The sequence below is a fragment of the Mesorhizobium sp. L103C105A0 genome, assembly GCF_000502215.1.
Taxonomy (GTDB): Bacteria; Pseudomonadota; Alphaproteobacteria; order Rhizobiales; family Rhizobiaceae; genus Mesorhizobium.
The window spans coordinates 170,816-189,151 of record NZ_AYXF01000002.1 but is presented as its reverse complement, the minus strand read 5'-3'; the positions used below and the strand labels follow the sequence as shown (position 1 = coordinate 189,151).

The 18,336-nt window shown below is 63.5% G+C and carries 19 protein-coding genes; 11 read left to right on the top strand and 8 right to left on the bottom strand.

What is annotated here, in order from left to right; genetic code table 11:
- The first annotated feature begins 131 nt into the window (after nt 1–131).
- The gene (recJ, locus tag X727_RS158740) at nt 132–1,916 is read left to right on the top strand and encodes a single-stranded-DNA-specific exonuclease RecJ (protein WP_023695459.1); all 1,785 of its coding nucleotides are present in this window, start codon (nt 132–134) and stop codon (nt 1,914–1,916) included.
- A gap of 15 nt (nt 1,917–1,931) precedes the next feature.
- Here recJ and X727_RS158745 read toward each other — a convergent pair whose 3' ends face one another.
- The 3 genes from X727_RS158745 to folE all read right to left on the bottom strand — a co-directional run bounded on the left by X727_RS158745 (nt 1,932) and on the right by folE (nt 4,117).
- Complete coding sequence (locus X727_RS158745) at nt 1,932–2,903, bottom strand: patatin family protein (protein WP_023667624.1); 972 nt, start codon at nt 2,901–2,903, stop codon at nt 1,932–1,934.
- Nucleotides 2,904–2,987: 84 nt separating this feature from the next.
- Entirely contained in the window at nt 2,988–3,446 is a 459-nt protein-coding gene (gene hisI, locus X727_RS158750; protein ID WP_023695458.1) for a phosphoribosyl-AMP cyclohydrolase, read from the bottom strand.
- 35 nt (nt 3,447–3,481) lie between these two features.
- On the bottom strand, nt 3,482–4,117 hold the full coding sequence (folE, locus tag X727_RS158755) for a GTP cyclohydrolase I FolE (protein ID WP_023667622.1): 636 nt from the start codon (nt 4,115–4,117) through the stop codon (nt 3,482–3,484).
- Between the two features lie 241 nt (nt 4,118–4,358).
- Here folE and X727_RS158760 point away from each other — a divergent pair, with 241 nt between their 5' ends.
- Nucleotides 4,359–4,805 carry an iron-sulfur cluster assembly scaffold protein gene (locus X727_RS158760; RefSeq protein WP_023691130.1) on the top strand — a complete coding sequence of 149 codons (447 nt, stop codon included), beginning with the start codon at nt 4,359–4,361 and terminating at the stop codon, nt 4,803–4,805.
- Nucleotides 4,806–4,854: 49 nt separating this feature from the next.
- Nucleotides 4,855–5,238 carry a hypothetical protein gene (locus X727_RS158765; RefSeq protein ID WP_155923527.1) on the top strand — a complete coding sequence of 128 codons (384 nt, stop codon included), beginning with the start codon at nt 4,855–4,857 and terminating at the stop codon, nt 5,236–5,238.
- A gap of 27 nt (nt 5,239–5,265) precedes the next feature.
- On the opposite strand, the gene X727_RS158770 is transcribed toward X727_RS158765, so the two are convergent.
- Nucleotides 5,266–6,183, bottom strand: a complete 918-nt coding sequence (locus tag X727_RS158770) for a LysR substrate-binding domain-containing protein (RefSeq protein WP_023667619.1) — start codon at nt 6,181–6,183, stop codon at nt 5,266–5,268.
- 94 nt (nt 6,184–6,277) lie between these two features.
- On the opposite strand from X727_RS158770, the gene X727_RS1000000168440 reads away from it, so the two are divergent.
- The 3 genes from X727_RS1000000168440 to blaOXA all read left to right on the top strand — a co-directional run bounded on the left by X727_RS1000000168440 (nt 6,278) and on the right by blaOXA (nt 7,900).
- Nucleotides 6,278–6,436 (top strand): hypothetical protein, encoded by a 159-nt coding sequence (locus X727_RS1000000168440; RefSeq protein WP_023667618.1) that lies wholly within the window; start codon nt 6,278–6,280, stop codon nt 6,434–6,436.
- Nucleotides 6,437–6,559: 123 nt separating this feature from the next.
- Entirely contained in the window at nt 6,560–6,928 is a 369-nt protein-coding gene (gene yidD, locus X727_RS158775) for a membrane protein insertion efficiency factor YidD (protein ID WP_023667617.1), read from the top strand.
- Nucleotides 6,929–7,084: 156 nt separating this feature from the next.
- Entirely contained in the window at nt 7,085–7,900 is an 816-nt protein-coding gene (gene blaOXA, locus X727_RS158780; RefSeq protein ID WP_023695454.1) for a class D beta-lactamase, read from the top strand.
- 13 nt (nt 7,901–7,913) lie between these two features.
- On the opposite strand, the gene X727_RS158785 is transcribed toward blaOXA, so the two are convergent.
- Nucleotides 7,914–8,750, bottom strand: a complete 837-nt coding sequence (locus tag X727_RS158785; protein ID WP_023695453.1) for an SAM-dependent methyltransferase — start codon at nt 8,748–8,750, stop codon at nt 7,914–7,916.
- 207 nt (nt 8,751–8,957) lie between these two features.
- On the opposite strand from X727_RS158785, the gene thrS reads away from it, so the two are divergent.
- Both thrS and X727_RS158795 read left to right on the top strand, forming a co-directional pair.
- Nucleotides 8,958–10,931, top strand: a complete 1,974-nt coding sequence (thrS, locus tag X727_RS158790; RefSeq protein ID WP_023667614.1) for a threonine--tRNA ligase — start codon at nt 8,958–8,960, stop codon at nt 10,929–10,931.
- An 85-nt stretch (nt 10,932–11,016) separates the two neighbouring features.
- Entirely contained in the window at nt 11,017–11,955 is a 939-nt protein-coding gene (locus X727_RS158795) for a GNAT family N-acetyltransferase (protein ID WP_023744799.1), read from the top strand.
- Between the two features lie 59 nt (nt 11,956–12,014).
- Here the strand turns inward: X727_RS158795 and X727_RS158800 are convergent, their stop codons facing one another.
- Nucleotides 12,015–12,977, bottom strand: a complete 963-nt coding sequence (locus X727_RS158800; protein ID WP_023701214.1) for a hypothetical protein — start codon at nt 12,975–12,977, stop codon at nt 12,015–12,017.
- A 165-nt stretch (nt 12,978–13,142) separates the two neighbouring features.
- Between X727_RS158800 and X727_RS158805 the strand changes: the two genes are divergently transcribed.
- Both X727_RS158805 and X727_RS158810 read left to right on the top strand, forming a co-directional pair.
- The gene (locus tag X727_RS158805) at nt 13,143–13,727 is read left to right on the top strand and encodes a nitroreductase (protein ID WP_023701213.1); all 585 of its coding nucleotides are present in this window, start codon (nt 13,143–13,145) and stop codon (nt 13,725–13,727) included.
- Between the two features lie 106 nt (nt 13,728–13,833).
- Nucleotides 13,834–15,735 carry a hypothetical protein gene (locus X727_RS158810; protein WP_023744800.1) on the top strand — a complete coding sequence of 634 codons (1,902 nt, stop codon included), beginning with the start codon at nt 13,834–13,836 and terminating at the stop codon, nt 15,733–15,735.
- Here X727_RS158810 and X727_RS158815 read toward each other — a convergent pair.
- Together X727_RS158815 and X727_RS158820 are read right to left on the bottom strand one after the other, a co-directional pair.
- Nucleotides 15,732–16,607 (bottom strand): CoA ester lyase, encoded by an 876-nt coding sequence (locus X727_RS158815; protein WP_023710650.1) that lies wholly within the window; start codon nt 16,605–16,607, stop codon nt 15,732–15,734. The genes X727_RS158810 and X727_RS158815 overlap by 4 nt on opposite strands.
- A complete protein-coding gene (locus X727_RS158820) occupies nt 16,607–17,059 on the bottom strand; it encodes a MaoC family dehydratase (protein WP_023667608.1) in 453 nt (150 codons plus the stop codon). Before X727_RS158820 ends, X727_RS158815 begins: the two co-directional genes overlap by 1 nt.
- Nucleotides 17,060–17,210: 151 nt before the next feature.
- Between X727_RS158820 and X727_RS158825 the strand changes: the two genes are divergently transcribed.
- Nucleotides 17,211–18,332: a DUF2336 domain-containing protein gene (locus X727_RS158825; RefSeq protein WP_023833744.1), complete on the top strand. Its 1,122-nt coding sequence runs from the start codon at nt 17,211–17,213 to the stop codon at nt 18,330–18,332.
- Nucleotides 18,333–18,336: the final 4 nt, after the last annotated feature.

Sequence of the window (18,336 nt, the reverse complement as noted above, 5' to 3'; positions counted from 1 at the left end):
GTCATCATCGGGTTCTGGCGGAGGCGTGAGCCGCGAGATCAAGGCGCGTCACCAGGAGGTGGAAAAGTTGAGACTTTCCTGTTTAGCCGTCGCATATTGCCGGAAATGACAATCTGTAGACTACGCCTCCTATGACGGGCGACAAACGCTTCTTCCTCGACGTCAGGCAGTCGGCGACCGGTGTTTCCTGGGAACACCGGTTGAGCGAGCGGCAGGACATGACTGCGCTGGCCATAGCGCAGGGCCACGGCGTGCCCGACATTGTGGCTCGCGTGCTCGCCGGGCGCGGCGTCACCGCGGACCAGGCCGAGCGCTTCCTCGATCCGACGATCCGCAATCTGTTGCCGGATCCGGCTTCGCTGACCGACATGGGCAAGGCTGCGACCCGCATCGCCGAAGCGGTCATGGCCAAGGAGAAGGTGGCAATCTTCGGCGACTACGATGTCGACGGCGCCGCCTCTTCGGCGTTGCTCAAGCGCTTCCTGACGCATTTCTCGGTGCCTTCGGAGATCTACATTCCCGACCGCATCTTCGAGGGCTACGGCCCCAATCCGGAGGCTATGCGCGAACTGGTCTCGCGCGGCGCGACGCTGATCGTCACCGTCGATTGCGGCACCAACAGCGCTGTCTCCATCGATGCCGTCAAGGCCGCAGGCGCCGATGTGGTGGTGCTCGACCACCATCAGGTCGGCGGCCCGCTGCCGGAGGCGACCGCGGTCGTCAATCCCAATCGCGAGGACGACCTTTCCGGGCAAGGCCATCTGTGCGCCGCCGGTGTCGTCTTCCTCACTCTGGTGCAGACGGCGAGGGTCCTGCGCAGCCGATTGCCCGACGCAGCGCCACCGGACCTGTTGTCGTTGCTCGACTTGGCGGCGCTGGCCACGGTTTGCGATGTGGTGCCGCTCATCGGCGTGAACCGCGCTTTCGTCGTCAAGGGACTGCAGATGGCGCGGCAGCAGAAGAATGAGGGGCTCGCCGCACTGGCGCGGGTGTCCCGCATCGGTGAGCCGATAAGCACCTTTCATCTCGCCTATCTGATTGGGCCGCGCATCAATGCCGGCGGCCGCATCGGCGATGCAGCACTTGGCAGCCGGCTGCTCGCCACCGACGATCCGGTTGAGGCCGGGACCATTGCCGAGACACTCGACCGGCTCAACCAGGAACGCCAGCAGATGGAGCTGGAGATGCTGGCAGCGGCGCGCGCCGAGGCTGACGCCGAACTTGCCGGCGGCAACGGGCCGGCCATCATCGTCACCGCCAGCACCAATTGGCATCCCGGCATTGTCGGCTTGATCGCCTCGCGGCTGAAGGACCATGCGCGGCGGCCGGCCTTCGCCATCGCCTTCAACGCCAATGGCATCGGCACCGGCTCTGGCCGTTCGGTGTCGGGCTTCGATCTCGGACGGCTGGTGCGCGCAGCCGCCGATGCCGGGCTGATCGTCAAGGGCGGCGGCCACGGCATGGCCGCCGGCATCACGGTGGAACGCGCCAAGCTCGGCGAACTCCGTGCTTTCTTCGAGGAGCGCGCGGCGGCCGAAGTGTTCCGGCTGCAGGACGAAGAAAGTCTGGCCGTCGACGGCGCGCTCGCCGCCGAGGGCGCGACGATTGCTTTGCTCGATGCATTGGAAAAGGCCGGGCCTTTCGGCGCCGGCCATGTCGCGCCGGTGTTCGCGCTGCCGCGCCATCGGCTGGCCGACGCGCGGGCTGTCGGCACCAACCACATCCGGGCTGATCTGCAGTCGGAAAGCGGCGGCCGCATCCAGGGCATCGCCTTTCGATCCGTCGATACCGCGCTGGGCGAATTCCTGTTCAAGAACAGGGGCAACACGATCCATGTAGCCGGCTCGCTGTCGGGGAATTATTGGAACGGCAACCGCACGGTGCAGTTCCGCATCACCGATGCGGCCAAAGCCTGACATTGCCGAACTGGTTTAAGCGAGAACCGTCTGCAGCCGCTTCAACTCGCTGATCTGCGCCATCGTCGCCTGGTAACCGACGCTGATCGCCTCATCCGCGCGGTGGAATTCGGTCAAGCCGATATGGCTGAGTTTCGGTTGCAGCGACATGTCGGGCGGATCGCCCGCCAGCCTTGCGCGTGAAATCCGGTCCTGGATGATGTTAAAGGCTTCGACCATGACGCCGGTGATGCCGAGACGGCTCTGGTGCGGCTGGTGGTCGGGGCTGGCCTGGCCTGGCCGGGGCGCGTCCTTCTCGATGAGCAGTTCGCCGGCGCTGTGCTTGATGACGGCGGCGCGGCCGAACAGATCGTAGTGAAGGTTGACCGCGACGACCAGCGGCTGCTCGTAGGCGCGGCAGACCGAAACCGGAACCGGGTTGACCAGCGCGCCGTCGACCAGAATGCGGCCGTTGCAATTCACCGGTTCGAACACGCCGGGCAGCGCATAGGAAGCCCGCATCGCGGTGATCAGCGAACCGCTGGACAGCCAGATCTCATGGCCGGTGCGAATTTCGGCGCCAACGGCGACGAAGGGTTTCGTGAGATCCTCGAAGCGGATGCCTGCCATGTGCTCGCGCAGCCTGACGTCCAGTTTCATGCCGCCGAACAGGCCGCTGCCGCGCAGATTGAGATCGAGCAGGCCGAAGATGCGCCGCTTGGTCAGGCTGCGGGCGAACTCCTCGAGTTCGTCCAGCTTGCCGGCGAGATAGCAGCCGCCAACCAGCGCGCCGATCGAGGTGCCGGCGATCATCGAGACTTCGATGCCGGCTTCGTCGAGCGCGCGCAGCACGCCAATGTGCGCCCAGCCGCGTGCGCAGCCGCCGCCCAGCGCGAGCGAAATGCCTGTCTTGCCCGCGGGTTGCGGGTCAGGCACCCCGCCGGACGATGAGGGGCCATTGGCCTCCCGCACGTCCGGTCTGCTACGCAATGACGCCCACTCGAGCATCATGATCTCCCTTGTCCCGCGTCCGTTCTACAGGAAGGACGTTTGAGAATAGTGAATATGAGTGGTTTGCGACTGTTGAATGGTTCACGCGGGCTTCCGATAGGTTTTTTCCGCATCGAACAGCGGCGTGCTGCCATCGTCGGCAAGCGTTGCCTTGCCGCCGATTAGCCCCACCGTCCGATAAAAACATGAACGCCGGCCGGTGTGACAAGTTGCGTCGTGGCCCAACACTTTGACGCGCAACCATATGGCGTCCTGGTCACAATCCGTGAGCATCTCGACGACGGTCTGAAAATTGCCTGATGTTTCGCCCTTCTTCCACAGCGTGCTGCGCGAGCGCGACCAGTAGTGCGCGATGCCGGTTTCGAGCGTCAGCGCCAGCGCCTCGGCATTCATATGCGCGACCATCAGCAGCATACCGTCAGCGGCGTCGGTGACGACGACGGTGACCAGCCCGGCAGCATCGAAGCGCGGGGAAAACACCGCGCCTTCTTCGAGAGCCTTCTTGTCTGATGGAGCCTTGGGAAATGTTAGTGCCGACATCGCCGGTCCTTGATCTAGCGATGCCGGCGAGAGGCTTACGCCCCGAGGCCGCGCACCATGGTGACGAAACGGACCTGTTCCTCGGGCGTGTCCTTGAACACGCCGGTGAAGGTCGAGGTCAGCGTGGTGGAGCCCTGCTTGCGGATGCCGCGCATGGCCATGCACATATGCTCGGCCTCGATCATGACGGCGACACCGCGCGGATTGAGCACGTCCTGGATGACGCCGGCGATCTGTGCGGTCATGGCCTCCTGAGTCTGCAGGCGATGGGCGAAGATATCGACCACACGGGCGATCTTGGACAGGCCGACGACCTTGCCATCCGGGAGGTAGCCGACATGCGCCTTGCCGATGATCGGCACCATGTGGTGCTCGCAATGCGAGTGGAACTGGATGTCCCTGACGATGACGAGATCGTCATAGCCGGCGACTTCCTCGAAAGTGCGGCCGAGCTCTTCGGCCGGGCACATGTCATAGCCGTTGAACATTTCGAGAAAGGCCTTGGTGACGCGCTTGGGCGTGTCGATCAGGCCCTCGCGGTCCGGATTGTCGCCGGTCCAGCGCAACAGCGTGCGCACGGCGGCCTCGACCTCGGCTTCGCTCGGCCTGTCGGTGACCGGCTTGTCCAGATAGTCGGAAGGGGGCATTATTTTCTTGATGACGGCATCCATAAAGGCGTCTCCCGTAGTTCCTCTCTCAGGAGGAACGAGTTGAACGGACCACGACCTTTCGGGTGCTGAAAACTCGCCCGGTTTCCAGCCCGCAAGCGGCGTGAACGAAATGGGCAAGGACGATGGCTTTGCGTTGCCTTGTCGATACCCGACTGCCACCATTATATATGCTCGTACGCAGCGAATGAAAGACGGTACAACGGCAATCGCTGTTCGCTTGGCGGCGACGGATTGGAAAAATATGATTGACGACGTCTACAATGCGAAAATTCTGGGATTTGCCGGAAACATCGCCCGCGTCGGCCGGCTCGATCATCCGGATGCGACGGCCAAGGCCCATTCCAAATTGTGCGGCTCGACGGTGACCATCGACCTCAAGATGGACAATGGCGTCGTCACCGATTTCGCGCATGACGTGAAGGCCTGCGCGCTCGGCCAGGCCTCGTCCTCGATCATGGCTCAACATGTCATCGGCGCCAGCGCCGACGAATTGCGGGCGGTGCGCGACACCATGCTGAAGATGCTCAAGGAAAACGGCGCGCCGCCGCAAGGCCGCTTTGCCGATCTGAGATATCTGGAGCCGGTGCGCGACTACAAGGCGCGCCATGCCTCGACCATGCTGACCTTCGATGCGGTCGTCGATGCCATCGGTCAAATCGAGAAGAAACGCGCAGAAGAAGCAGCGTGACATAGCGCGGGCTTCGCGCAGGACATGACGGAGGAAGTGTTTGCATTGGTTGATGGTGGCTTCGGGCCTTGTGGTTTCGCTGGTCACGAGTGGCTATGCTGCCGGCGCAGAAAACGCCTCGCAGCAGAAGGCTGCCGCCTACCTCGCTGACAAGCTGGCTGGCTGCTGGATTATCCCCGTCGGCGACGAACTTGTGGCCACACGCGTCAAAATCAGCTTTAACCGGGATGGTTCGCTGGCGGCGCCGCCGAAGGTACTCAATCTTGCAACAGAACCACAGGGCAAGAAGTTCGATGACAGCGCAGTTCGGGCGATTACCCGTTGTGCGCCCTTCATTGGCCTTGCGATTTATGCCGATAGCTACCAGGCTTGGCGCGAGACGACGGTCAATTTCGACGGCCGAGTGATGTCATCCGGCGCGCAGCAGAAATAGAACCGAGGGCTTAAGAAGCACGACGGCTTAGGTCTGCTGTTCCTGCGCCCGTCTGCTTTCGGCAAATTCGCTTCTCACCCAGTCGGCAAAGGCCTTAGCCGGCTCCGGCAGGTCCTTCAAACTCCTGGCCACCAGCCAGTAGGCGCCGGATGCGACGTCGATGTCGAACGGCTTGATCAGCGCGCCGGACGCAATCTCCTCGCCGATCTGCAAGAGGTCGCCCAGCGCCACGCCGTGGCCGAGCAGGGCGGCCTGCTTCGACAGCGACACATCCGCCAGCATAGGGCCGCGCGCCGGAATGGCGTCGGCGGCGACGCCAGCCGCTTCGAACCAGCGCGCCCAGCCCTGACGATTTTCCTCGTGCAACAGCGTGTAGCGGGCAAGGTCGAGCGGCTTTTCGAGGGCAGGGCCCGATCCCAGCAAGGCCGGCGACAGGACCGGTGAATCGACGGTCGAGGCTAGCCATTCGGCCTCGCTGCGCGGCCATGAGGTGGCGCGCGCGCTGAAGCGCAAGGCGAGTTCGGGCTGATCGCTGCGGAACTCGATCGGCCTTGGGTCAACTTCGAGGGAAACGTCGATATCGGGCCGCAACTGGCTGAAGCGGTTGAGCCGCGGCAACAGCCATACCGAGGCCAGCGACGGCTCGACACTGACGCGGACCACCGACTGCGCCGGAACAGCCACCAGGTCCGAAAGCAGCCTGTCGATGTCATCGAAACTCCTGACCAGCTGATCGAGCAGGCGCTGGCCGGCCTCGGTCAACTCGACGCGGCGGTGATGACGGTGGAACAAGGGCTGGTGCAGGAACTGCTCGAGTTCGCGGATCTGCCGACTGATGGCGGCCTGCGAGACGAACAGCTCCTCGGCGGCCCGGCTAAAGCTCAATTGCCGGCCGGCTGCCTCGAAACTTCGCAACGCCGTCAGGGGCAACCGTCCGCGCTTCATTTCGCATAACCCGAAGTTATCCGAACCGGAAATTATACTCGTTTGAAGGCGAAGGCCAGCGGGCGTCTAATCCGCTCTTAGAGGAGACACGGACATGATCCAGTTTCTGGAAATCTTTGGCGATGTGATGCGGATCGCGACGTTTCAATGGCGTGGCGACAGGCAGCATCATGTGCAGCGCACCGAGCAAAGGCCGGCCACCCGCTGGGCGGCTCCAGCGGAGCGGCATCCCTTTCGCCGCTCGCGACCCTGAAGCCGACAAAGAGGCGAGTGAGTGAAGAGGATTGCGTTTGCCGGCCGAAGCTCACATCTATCGGTTTGGAAACGCAAGCTGACCCGGAAGCCGGTTTCGGGTCGCGTTCGGAAAGAGACTGCGGTGGGCGACCAGCATCGGCATGTGCATGCCGCCGGACGGACCCGGCGCGGGCGCAACTGGCCCGGTCCCTGGCGCAAAACACCCGGCCGCATTTTCGGCACGTCGCTGGTGCGCCTCTATCAACTGACGCTGTCCGGATTTGTCGGCAATTCCTGCCGGCATCTGCCGACCTGTTCCGAATACGCGCATGAGGCGATCGCCCGCCATGGTCTGTGGGCCGGCGGCTTCATGGGGCTGTTCCGCGTGCTGCGCTGCGGCCCTTTCGGTTCGCATGGCATCGATCGCGTGCCGGAGGTACTCGATCAGCGCTATGTCTGGTTCATGCCATGGCGTTATTGGCAGATCGGCAGGAAGCGCGGCGAGGCCTGACGGCGGGCGCGCTGGTCCCTGATCCAGATCGCCAGCGCGGCATTTCTTTACAATCCGGTAAGGTTAACAACGGGCTGCACAAAGACTGCGCATTTGAGTCAAAATCGAGCCAAGACACTTCGCTAAGCGCCTCCTGTCATTCCCAGGAGAGCCCACATGCGTCGGATCGAAACCCATCCCTTCATCATTGCCGCGGTCCTCTTCCTGCTGGCCTGGTTTCTGGGATTTCCGATGCGGGCGCAATCGGCGCCGCTTGGCGATTTCGCCTGCACGCTTATCCAGGACGCGGCGAGCGGCGAGACGCTCTATCAAAGCGGCGTCTGCGACCAACGCGTCAGCCCGGCGTCGACCTTCAAGGTGCCGCTGGCGCTGATCGGCTACGACAGCGGTGTCCTCAGCGACGCGCATACACCGAGCTGGGATTACAAGCCTGAGTTCAACGCCGTGAAGCGCGACCACAAGGCCGTCGACCCGACGATCTGGGAGCGCGACTCGATCGTATGGTATTCGCGCGAGATCGTGCGCCGGCTCGGCGCAAAAAGCTTTGCCCTCTACGTCTCGAAATTCGGCTACGGCAACATGGATGTCTCGGGCGATGCCGACAAGGACAACGGGCTCACGCAATCCTGGATAAATTCCTCGCTTGAGATATCGCCGGTCGAACAGACAGCCTTCCTGCGCCAGCTGCTCGCCGGCAAGATGCCGGTTTCTGCCAAGGCGCATGAGATGACCCGAGCCATCCTGCCGACTTTCCAGGCCGGCGGCTGGACGGTGCGGGGCAAAACCGGCAGCACCAGGCTGGGAAACAGCAAGGACAAGCGCGCGCTGGGCTGGTTCGTCGGCTGGGCCGAAAAGGGCGGCCGCCGGATCGTCTTCGCCCGGCTGGTCGTCGACACCAAGCCGATCGACATGCCGAAAGGCCCGGCGACACGCGCGGCGTTACTGAGGGAGTTGCCGCAACTGGTGAAGTGAACTTGCTTTAGCTTCAAGTGCTCCGGCGGGCACGAAGGATGTGGCCGCCGGAATTCCTTGTCTCCGCCTTTGGCGTCCTGGAGAAGCGGGCGGCGATGTCGCTGCTTTCCAGATCTTCGATCTCATCGAAGCCGAGCTCGCGCAGCGATTGCGCCAGTGCCGCGGGCACGAAGAAGCTGATCCAGGGCTCTCCGGCAGCGGCGACGCGCGCCGCATGGAAAGAGAGGGCAGCCTGTCCAGCCGCATCGCGGTTCTCGGCCGGCTCGCTGTAGTCGAAGACGACCTCCGAACCGGGCATGCCGGCAATCCAGGACAGGGTGCTGAAGATTGCGTCCTGGCTCAGATACGGAACGACACCCAGCCAGATGAAGAAACTGGGCTCGGTCTGCCGCAAACCGGCCGATGCCAGGCCATCCGCGGGGCGCTGGCGCTCGAAGTTGACCGGCACGAACATGGTGGCCCGCGGTTCGGCAAGACCAGCATCGGCGATGCATTTCCGTTTCCAGGCCTGTGTCGCCGGGTGATCGACTTCGAACACCGCGACATCAGGGTACGGATTGCGCAGCGAGAAAGTGTCGAGGCCGGCGCCGAGCACCACCACTTGCTGGACGCCCCGGCGCACCGCCGCAGCCAGCCAGTCCTCGGCGAGGCGGGCGCGCGCTGCCACGAACAGGCGCATGCGCCGGCTGCGCTCACCTTCCTGCTCGAGCTCCTGCACCGTCGGTGCGGCATCGCCCAGTATCGCACTCGCATATGGGTCGCGAAACAGCGCCGCCTGCTGCGAGAACTGGTGGAGGGCCCGCATGCGCGCGACGCCCAAGGCGGTTCGGCTGGATTTTGCGTCTTCCATGCCGGGGATTCCAACCTCGTGTCGGGGAAATTCGCAAGCCTGTGCGACTGGCCTGCGACATCTGTCGCGCCATTTCCTGACAGCTGCGCCAACGACGGCTCTTTACCTGATGCCGCGTGGCCTCTAAAACCCGCCCGCTGCCGGATGCCTCCGGCTTCACACCACGACCACCCGCGCTCGTTTGCGGGACTGGATAGGAGATACCCGATGCTGAATTCCGTTTCCCTGACATTTCCCGATGGCTCCGTCCGCGACTATGACGCGGCGATGACCGGTGCGGGCCTCGCCGAATCGATCTCGAAGTCGCTGGCCAAGAAGGCTGTCGCCTATGCCATCGACGGCACCGTTCGCGATCTTTCCGACCCGCTTGGCAAGTCCGGCAAGGTCGAGATCATCACCCGCAGCGATCCGCGCGCGCTGGAACTCATCCGTCATGATGCAGCACACGTGCTGGCGGAGGCCGTGCAGGAACTGTGGCCGGGAACGCAAGTGACCATCGGGCCGGTGATCGAGAACGGATTCTATTACGACTTCGCCCGCAACGAGCCGTTCACGCCTGACGATTTCCCGGTGATCGAAAAGAAGATGCGCGAGATCATTGCGCGTAACAAGCCGTTCACCAAGGAAGTCTGGTCGCGCGACAAGGCGAAAAAGGTCTTTGCCGAGAAGGGCGAGCGCTACAAGCTCGAGCTGATCGACGCCATTCCCGAAGACCAGGATCTCAAGATCTATTCCCAGGGTGACTGGTTCGACCTCTGCCGCGGCCCACACATGGCCTCCACCGGGCAGATCGGCAACGCCTTCAAGCTGATGAAGGTGGCCGGCGCCTATTGGCGTGGCGATTCGAACAACCCCATGCTGACCCGCATCTACGGCACGGCCTGGGCCGAGCAAGCTGAACTCGATGCCTACCAGACGATGCTGGAAGAGGCAGAGAAGCGCGACCACCGCAAACTCGGCCGCGAGATGGACCTGTTCCATTTCCAGGAAGAGGGGCCGGGCGTCGTCTTCTGGCACGCCAAGGGCTGGAAGATGTTCCAGAATCTGGTCAACTACATGCGCCGCCGCCTCGACGAGCAGGGCTACCAGGAGGTCAACGCACCGCAGGTTCTCGACAAGAGCCTGTGGGAGACGTCTGGCCACTGGGGCTGGTATCGCGATGCCATGTTCAAGGTGACGGTGGCCGGCGACGACACCGACGACGACCGCGTGTTCGCGCTGAAGCCGATGAATTGTCCGGGCCACGTGCAGATATTCAAGCATGGGTTGAAATCCTATCGCGATCTGCCCGTAAAGCTTGCGGAATTCGGCAATGTGCATCGTTACGAACCGTCCGGCGCCTTGCACGGGCTGATGCGCGTGCGCGGCTTCACGCAGGACGATGCGCACATCTTCTGCACCGAGGAGCAGCTGGCCGCGGAGTGCCTGCGCATCAACGATCTGATCCTGTCGACCTACGCCGATTTCGGCTTCGACGATGTCAGCGTGAAGCTGTCGACGCGGCCGGATAAGCGCGTCGGCACCGACGAGGCCTGGGATCATGCCGAGGCGATCATGGGCAACGTGCTGGATACAATCAGGACGCGCTCGGGAAACCGCATCAAGACCTCGATCAATCCGGGCGAGGGCGCTTTCTATGGGCCGAAATTCGAATATGTGCTGAAGGACGCCATCGGCCGCGAATGGCAGTGCGGCACCACGCAGGTCGACTTCAATCTGCCGGAACGCTTTGGCGCCTTCTACATAGGTTCGGATTCGGAAAAGAAGCAGCCGGTGATGGTGCATCGCGCCATCTGCGGTTCGATGGAACGCTTTCTCGGCATCCTGATCGAGCATTATTCCGGTCATTTCCCGCTGTGGTTCGCGCCGCTGCAGGTGGTTGTGGCGACGATCACCTCGGATGCTGACGACTATGCGCGAAAGGTCGTCGCACAGTTGAAGGCGGCAGGACTTTTGGCCGAACCGGATCTGCGCAACGAGAAGATCAACTACAAGGTGCGTGAGCATTCGCTGGCCAAGGTTCCTGTGATCCTCGTATGCGGCAAGCGCGAGGCGGAAGAGGAGACGGTCAACATCCGCCGGCTCGGCTCGCGCGATCAGGAATCGCTCAAGCTGGCCGACGCGCTGAAGCTGCTTTCCGACGAGGCTGTTTCGCCCGACCGAAGGCGCAGCGCGGCCTGAGCAATCAATATTTCGGAGAAATGGCGGTGGAGCGATCCACCGCCATTTTCACATGCCTGTCACGCCAACCTTGTAACGAGCCCCCATGCTCAAGCTGAAGATACGGGAAAGGCCGTTTCCCGAACTCTCCTACGCCAATGCGAGCCAGCCGGCGCTGACGCGCTGGTTCATCCATTCCATTGAAGGTCTGTCGGGGCGCGACCGGTATGCCGCGCTCTATGATTTCTGGCGCCGCCAGGTGGCGCCGACCGGCGAGCGCGTGTTCAGCCGCATGCTGGAGCTGATCGACGTCGAGGTGCGCAGCACCGATCGGTGGCCGCCGGCGGGGCTGCCGGACACGCCGCTGGTGATCGTAGCCAACCACCCGTTCGGCATTGGCGACGGCATTGCCGTGCTGTCGCTCGTCGAGCAGCTCGGGCGTCCGTTCCGCGTCATGATCCACAAGGATCTGCTGAAGATCCGCGAGATGGAACCGTACTCGCTGCCGATCGACTTTTCCGAGACCAAGGACGCGGTGAAGAACAACATGGCGGTGCGCCACGAGGCAGTGCGGCTGTTGAAAGAGGGCGTCACCATCGTCGTATTTCCGGCCGGCGGCGTCGCCACGGCGCCGAAAGGCTTTGGCCGGGCGCGCGACCTGCCGTGGAAGATGTTTCCGGCGCGCCTCGTGCAGGACGCCAAGGCGTCGGTGGTGCCGATGCATTTTTCAGGTCAGAACGGCCGGCTGTTCCATCTGGTCAGCGGTCCGATGAACATGGCCGAGCGCGAAGGAAGGCTGGCGAAATTCGTCGGCAAGGCGTCGCTGACGTTGCGCCTTTCAATGCTCATCCGCGAATTTGCGCGGCTGTCCGGCAAGGCGATCGACGTGCGCGTCGGCGATGTGCTGAGCTGGGATGAGTTGGAGCCATTGCGCGACCGCAAGACGCTGCTCGACCGTCTTCATCGCGGTGTCTTCGACCTAGCGCCCGACGCGCCGCGCGGCCGGGTCCACTTCCTGCAGCGCCGCCTGTGCAAGGCCGCCTGACGTAGCCCTGAACTACCACTTCAACTGAGCAGCCAAACCGATGCCAATGGGCGCGCCGGTCAGTCGGCGCCTTCCTCCGGATCGATCGCAGAGGCATCAGTGGCCAGCACCTCGATCTCCTGGTTCTGCCCAGCGACCACGGTGAAATCCTTCTGGTAGATGCGGTCGCGGTTCTTGGCGATGATGGTGTATTGGCCTTCGGCCAGCACCATCGAGGCGAAGGCGCCGACGGCCTCCTTGATCGGATCGCCGGATTCGTTGAGCAGCGACCAGGATGTATCGGCGATGGCCTCGCCGCCGGTCTCGCGCACCAGCTTCATGGTCTCCTCCGCCGCGCGATGCTCGACGGTGGCTTCGGTCAGCTTGCCGGCTTCGACACGGATGTCAGAACGAATAACGGCATTGACCGCGCCATAGGTGGAGACGACATGATAAACGCCGGCGTTGAGCCGCACGACGCTGTTCGGCTCGACATCGGGAATGATCAAAGCGCGGTCGCCATTGGCCTCGGCGGTGCCCTCATAAATGGAGAAGCGCAGTTTTTTCGGCGGAATACGCGCGCCGCCCGACAGCACCGCGTCGAGCTTGAGGCCGCCGGCATCGAGCACCAGGCTTTCGCGCCTGGCGTCCTTGCCGACGGTGATGCGCTTGGTGGCGCCGGCGCGTCCGTATGAGGCGTGGACCAGATAGCTGCCGGGTTCGAGCTGGAACACGGCGCTGCCGCCATGCGCGGAAGCCACCATCGGCAGCTTGCCGTCGCCGGCGGCCTCGGGCTTGAAGACGCGCCAGACGATGCCGCGCGTGATGTCGGCGCCCTTGTCGGTCAACTGCGCCGACAGCGTTATGGCACCGCCGCCACCGAGTGCCAGCGGCGTCTCGCCCTTGGGCGGTGCATAGCTCGAAATATCGGGGAGTTTCAGATTGCCGATGCCGTCGGCATTCTGCGCCATGGCCATCGAGGCCGGCGCAAACAGCGCTACGGCGAGCCAAATCAGGAAAAGGCGCGATCTCCCCTCAAACATGCCTTGCGTTGAAGCCCAAGGCGGTGGCAATTTCAAGGCTTAAGAGTCCGACCGCCTTGGCAACAGGTTCTTTCGTCCGGCGCGCCCGCGCCAATGCCCGAGCCGCCCCGATCCGCAATGGCGCGCTTCAGCTCAAAATCGAGTGCTTTAGGAGACCTGGCCCCCATGGCGTCGCCGATCATCGACTTCCTGCTGACCCGAAACTCCGCACCGATTCCTGAATTGAAGGAACCGGCGCCCAGCGATGGCGATATCGCGACCATGATCGCGGCTGCAAGCCGTGTGCCCGATCACGGCCGACTGGAGCCGTGGCGCTTCATCCTTTATCGCGGCGAGGCGCGATTCGAGATCGGCAGGAAGCTGGCGGCGCTCGCCGAACAGCGCGAAGGGCCGCTGCCGGAAAACCGCCGCAACCAGGAGCTTGCGCGGTTTTCCCGCGCGCCGCTGGTGATCGGCGTGGTGTCGGTTCCGAAGGACAATCCAAAAATCCCGCAATGGGAAATGTTCCTGTCCGGCGGCATGGCGGCGCTGAACCTGATGATTGCAGCCAATGCGCTGGGCTATGGCACCAACATGATCAGCAACTGGTATTCCGATGTGGCCGAGGGCAGGGCGATCCTGGGGTTGGCGCCGCAGGAGCGCGTCGTCGGCTTTATCCATATCGGCTCCTACCAGGGCCCGGCGCCGGAACGGCCGCGACCCGATCCGGCAAAGCTCTATGCCGATTATGAGGGGCCGTGGAACGGCTGACACCCGAAAGCGATTCCCCTTTATTTAAACACAGGCTAAGACAGCGGCTTCGGCGAGCGTTGGGGTTGGCGCATCGACCATAGGGATATTGGGGGACGCCGGCGACATGAAGAAACGAGACTCGCTGGGAACCCGGCTGCGCTACGGGTTTGACAAGAGCATGGCCGCCGGCCCTATCGCGCTGATCGGCTGGCTCGCCGTCGCTTCCCTGCTGATCATCATCGCCGCCGCGGCTTTCCTTGCGGTGACCCGCATCGCGCCGGAGGGCGGCGAACCACTGAACTTCTTCGAAGCATTCTGGGAATCGCTGATGCGCACGCTCGATTCCGGCACGATGGGCGGCGACACCGGCTGGGCCTTTCGTCTCGTCATGCTCTTTGTCACGCTCGCCGGCATCTTCGTCGTGTCGGCCCTCATCGGCGTGCTCAGCGCCGGCGTCGACAGCAAGCTCGATGAATTGCGCAAGGGCCGTTCGCGGGTGCTGGAGAGCGACCACACCATCATCCTCAACTGGTCGCCGTCGATCTTCGACGTCATCTCCGAACTCGTCATTGCCAATGCCAGCCGCCGCCATCCGCGCATTGTCGTCATGGCCAATATGGACAAGGTGGCGATGGAGGACGAGATCGCCGCCAAAGTCGGCAGACTGGGCAATACACGCATCATCTGCCGCAGCGGCGACCCGACCGACCTCTACGATCTGGCCATCGTCAACCCGCAGACCTCGCGCTCGATCATCGTGCTGTCGCCGGACGGCGACGACCCGGATTCGCAGGTGATCAAGACGGTGCTGGCGCTGGCCAACGACCCGAACCGGCGCACGGCGCCCTATAACATCGCCGCCGAGATCCGCGACGGAAAGAACGCCGAGGTCGCCCGCGTCGTCGGCGGGGCCGAGGTACAGCTTGTCCTGGCCGACCAGCTGATCTCGCGCATCGTCGTGCATTCGAGCCGGCAGTCGGGTCTCAGCGGCGTCTATTCGGAGCTGCTCGATTTCGACGGCTGCGAAATCTACACGACCGAGCAGCCTGATCTCACCGGCAAGACCTTCGGCGAGGCAGTGATGGCGTATGAGCATTGCACGCTGATCGGGCTCTGCGACCAGCAGGGGCGCGTCAATCTCAACCCGCCGTCGGAGCTGGTAATCGGCAAGGACACGCGCGCCATCATCATTGCCGAGGACGATGCCGCCATCAAGCTGGGAAGCGCCGGAGCCAAGATCGATGCCGCGGCGATTCTTCGCCATCAGCCCATCGAGGCGAAGCCGGAGCGCACGCTGATCCTTGGCTGGAACCGGCGCGGTCCGATCATAACCTATGAACTGTCGCGCTATGTCGCGCCTGGTTCGATCCTGACCATCGCCGCCGATACGCCAGGCCTCGAACAGGAAGTTACCGGGCTGCCGGTCGTCGGCGACAATCTGTCGGTTTCCTGCCGGATCACCGACACGTCGAGCAGCACAGCACTGGCAAGCCTGGACGTGCCTTCCTACGACCACGTGCTCGTCCTCGGCTACAGCGAGACCATGGCAGCGCAGCCCGCCGATACGCGCACGCTGGTGACGCTGCTGCATTTGCGCAAAATCGCAGACGATGCCGGCACGCATATCTCGATTGTTAGCGAAATGATCGACGTGCGCAACCGCGAGTTGGCGGCGGTGACCAAGGCCGATGACTTCGTCGTCAGCAACCGGCTGGTCAGCCTGATGCTGGCGCAGGCATCGGAGAACCAGCATCTCGCCGCGATCTTCGATGACCTGCTCGACGAGGAGGGCTCCGAAATCTACATGCGTCCGGTCGGCCACTATGTCGCCATCGATCAGCCGGTGACGTTCTGGACGATCGCGGAATCGGCGCGGCTGCGCGGCGAGATCGCCATCGGACATAGGCGCGTTCGCGCTGCGCAGAGTGATGAGCGGGCTCTGGGCGGCGTCACCGTCAACCCGTTGAAGTCGCAAGCGCTGGCCTACCTGCCTGAGGACCGGGTCATCGTGCTGGCGCGGGACTAAACCCCGACTGCCTTGGCGCGAGCCAGAAGCCGTTCGGCGAGCCTGAGATGCGGCCGGTCATACATCTTGCCGTCAATGCCGACCACGCCGGGATTTCCGGCCGCCTCGAAGGCCGCGACGATGGCCTGCGAGCGTTGCACTGCCTCCGCCGATGGCGTGAAGGCGGCGTTGATGACCGGCACTTGCGCCGGATGGATCGCCATCTTGCCGGTAAAGCCGTCACGCTCGGCCTCCGTGCATTCGGCTTCGAAGGCGGCCATGTCGCGAAAGGCGGGGAAAACCGTGTCGATCGCCGCGACTTCAGCTGCGCCGGCGGCAAGGATGGTCATGGTGCGGGCAAGGCGGAAGACATCGGTGTAGCGGCCGTTATCGTCGCGCGCAGCCTGCGCGCCGATCGCCGCCGACAGATCTTCGGCACCCCAGGTGAGGCCGGCAAGCCTGGCGCTTGCCCCGGCATAGGTCGCGGCGGCCAGCAACCCAGCAGCGGTCTCGGTAATGATCGGCAGGATCTTGATCGCGCCATCCGGCAATCCGTTTTCGGCCTCATGTACGCGGAGCTTTACGGATAGCTGCTGGACATCCTGGCCGCTGTTCGACTTCGGCAGCATGATGCCGTCGGGTTTGACCGGAACCAGGGCGGCCAGATCATCGTCGGTCAACCCGGTCGATAGGTCGTTGACTCTGATATAGATGGCGGAGCTTGTCTGCTGCCTGTTGCCGGCAATAAAGCGTGCTGCGATGTCGCGTGCCGACGGCTTGTTTTGTGGCGCCACGGAATCCTCAAGGTCGACGATGACCACGTCGGCGCCGGCGCCAAAACCCTTCTCCAGTTTCTTTTTGGAATCCCCGGGCACAAACAGCAGCGAGCGCATCAGGCCGCCTTTTTCATCATCATCGCCTGGCGCGTGCATTTGGCAACGAGCACATCGTTCTGATTGTAGGCGTGATGCTCGAACTCGACGATGCCGCGGTCCGGCTTCGATTTCGAGTCCCTGACTGAGAGCACCGTCGTTTCGACACGGATGGTGTCGCCGTGGAAGACCGGGTGCGGAAACACCGTCTCCTTCATGCCGAGATTGGCAATTGTGGTGCCGACGGTGATGTCATTGACGGAAATGCCGATCATCAGGCCGAGCGTGAACAGCGAATTGACCAGCGGTCTGCCCCATTCGCTCTTGGCGGCGAAGTCGAAGTCGATGTGCAGCGGCTGCGGGTTGAGCGTCATCACCGAGAACAGCATGTTATCGCTTTCGGTGACGGTCTTGCGCAGCGTGTGCCGAAAGACATGTCCGACGACGAACTCTTCGAGATAAAGCCCGGGCATCGTTTTTCTCCTCCGCTGCCTGACGGTTGATAGGCGCTGCCCATGCCACCCGCAAGCCAGTTAATAAACATGGTGAACCGTTCGTAAACCATTTCTGCCTAGGGTCATTCCTGGGGCCGGAAGCTTTCCGGCAAGGGGCGTAGCAGGCAGTATGGTTGTCTCGCATTTTCTCAAATGGATCTACACCGCGAGAGTTTCGGAGCGCGCCGCGGCGGCGAGCGCGCTGGCCCGCGCCTACGTCAATTCCGACCTGCCTTTCGAAGACCGTTGCGCGGCCGAAGCGGCGCTGACGCTGCTGCTCGACGACGCCTCGTCGAAGGTGCGGCTGGCTATGGCCGAAGCGCTGTCGATGAGCCATCACGCGCCGCTGCAGATCATCAGCGCGCTTGCCTCCGATCAGCCGGAAGTGGCAGCCCTGGTGCTGGCGCGCTCCCCGCTGCTGACGGACGCCGACCTGATCGACCGCGTCGCGGCCGGGCACAAGGCGACGCAAAAACTGATCGCCGACCGGCCGGTCGTTTCGATGGCGGTTGCCGCGGCGATCGCCGAGATCGGCGAACCGGAAGCGTGTGCGGCGCTGCTCGCCAATGACGGCGCCGATATCGCGTCGCTCAGCTTCCGCCGCATGGCCGAGCGGCATGGCCATATCGCTCATTTGCGCGAGGCAATGGTCACGGATGTGCGGCTGCCGGCCGACTGCCGGCACATGCTGCTGGTCAAGCTCGGCGAAACGCTGAAGGCTTCGCCGCTGGTGATGGCGCTGATGGGGGCGGCCAGAGCCGAGCGGGTCACGCGCGATGCTTGCGTCAAGGCTTCGGTGCGGCTGGTCGAAGGCACGCGCACTGAGGAACATGCGGCACTTATCGAACATCTGCGCCTGAGCGGCGACCTGACCGCAAGTTTCATCATCCGTGCCATTGCCCACGGCAAGGTCGACTTTTTCGGCTCGGCCCTGGTTGCGCTCAGCCAGCAGTCGGAGCAGCGGGTGCGGGCCTTGCTCGCAGGCGGCCAGGACGTTGCGTTGCAGGCGCTCTTCCGCAGCGCCGGCCTTGCCGCTTCCACCCATGGCATCATCCTGCGCGCGCTCAAAATCTGGCGCGAGGTCGCCAACGGCAAGCGCCTCGCCGGCGTGCAGGAGGTCAGCTGGCTGATGCTGAAGGAGCTTGGCGGTCCGGCCACCGAGGGCGATATCGCCGGCCTGGTCAAGTCGATCCACCTCGACGCGCTGCGGGAAAACGCGCGCGGGCATGCGCTGGCGATAGCCGCGGCCTGACGCC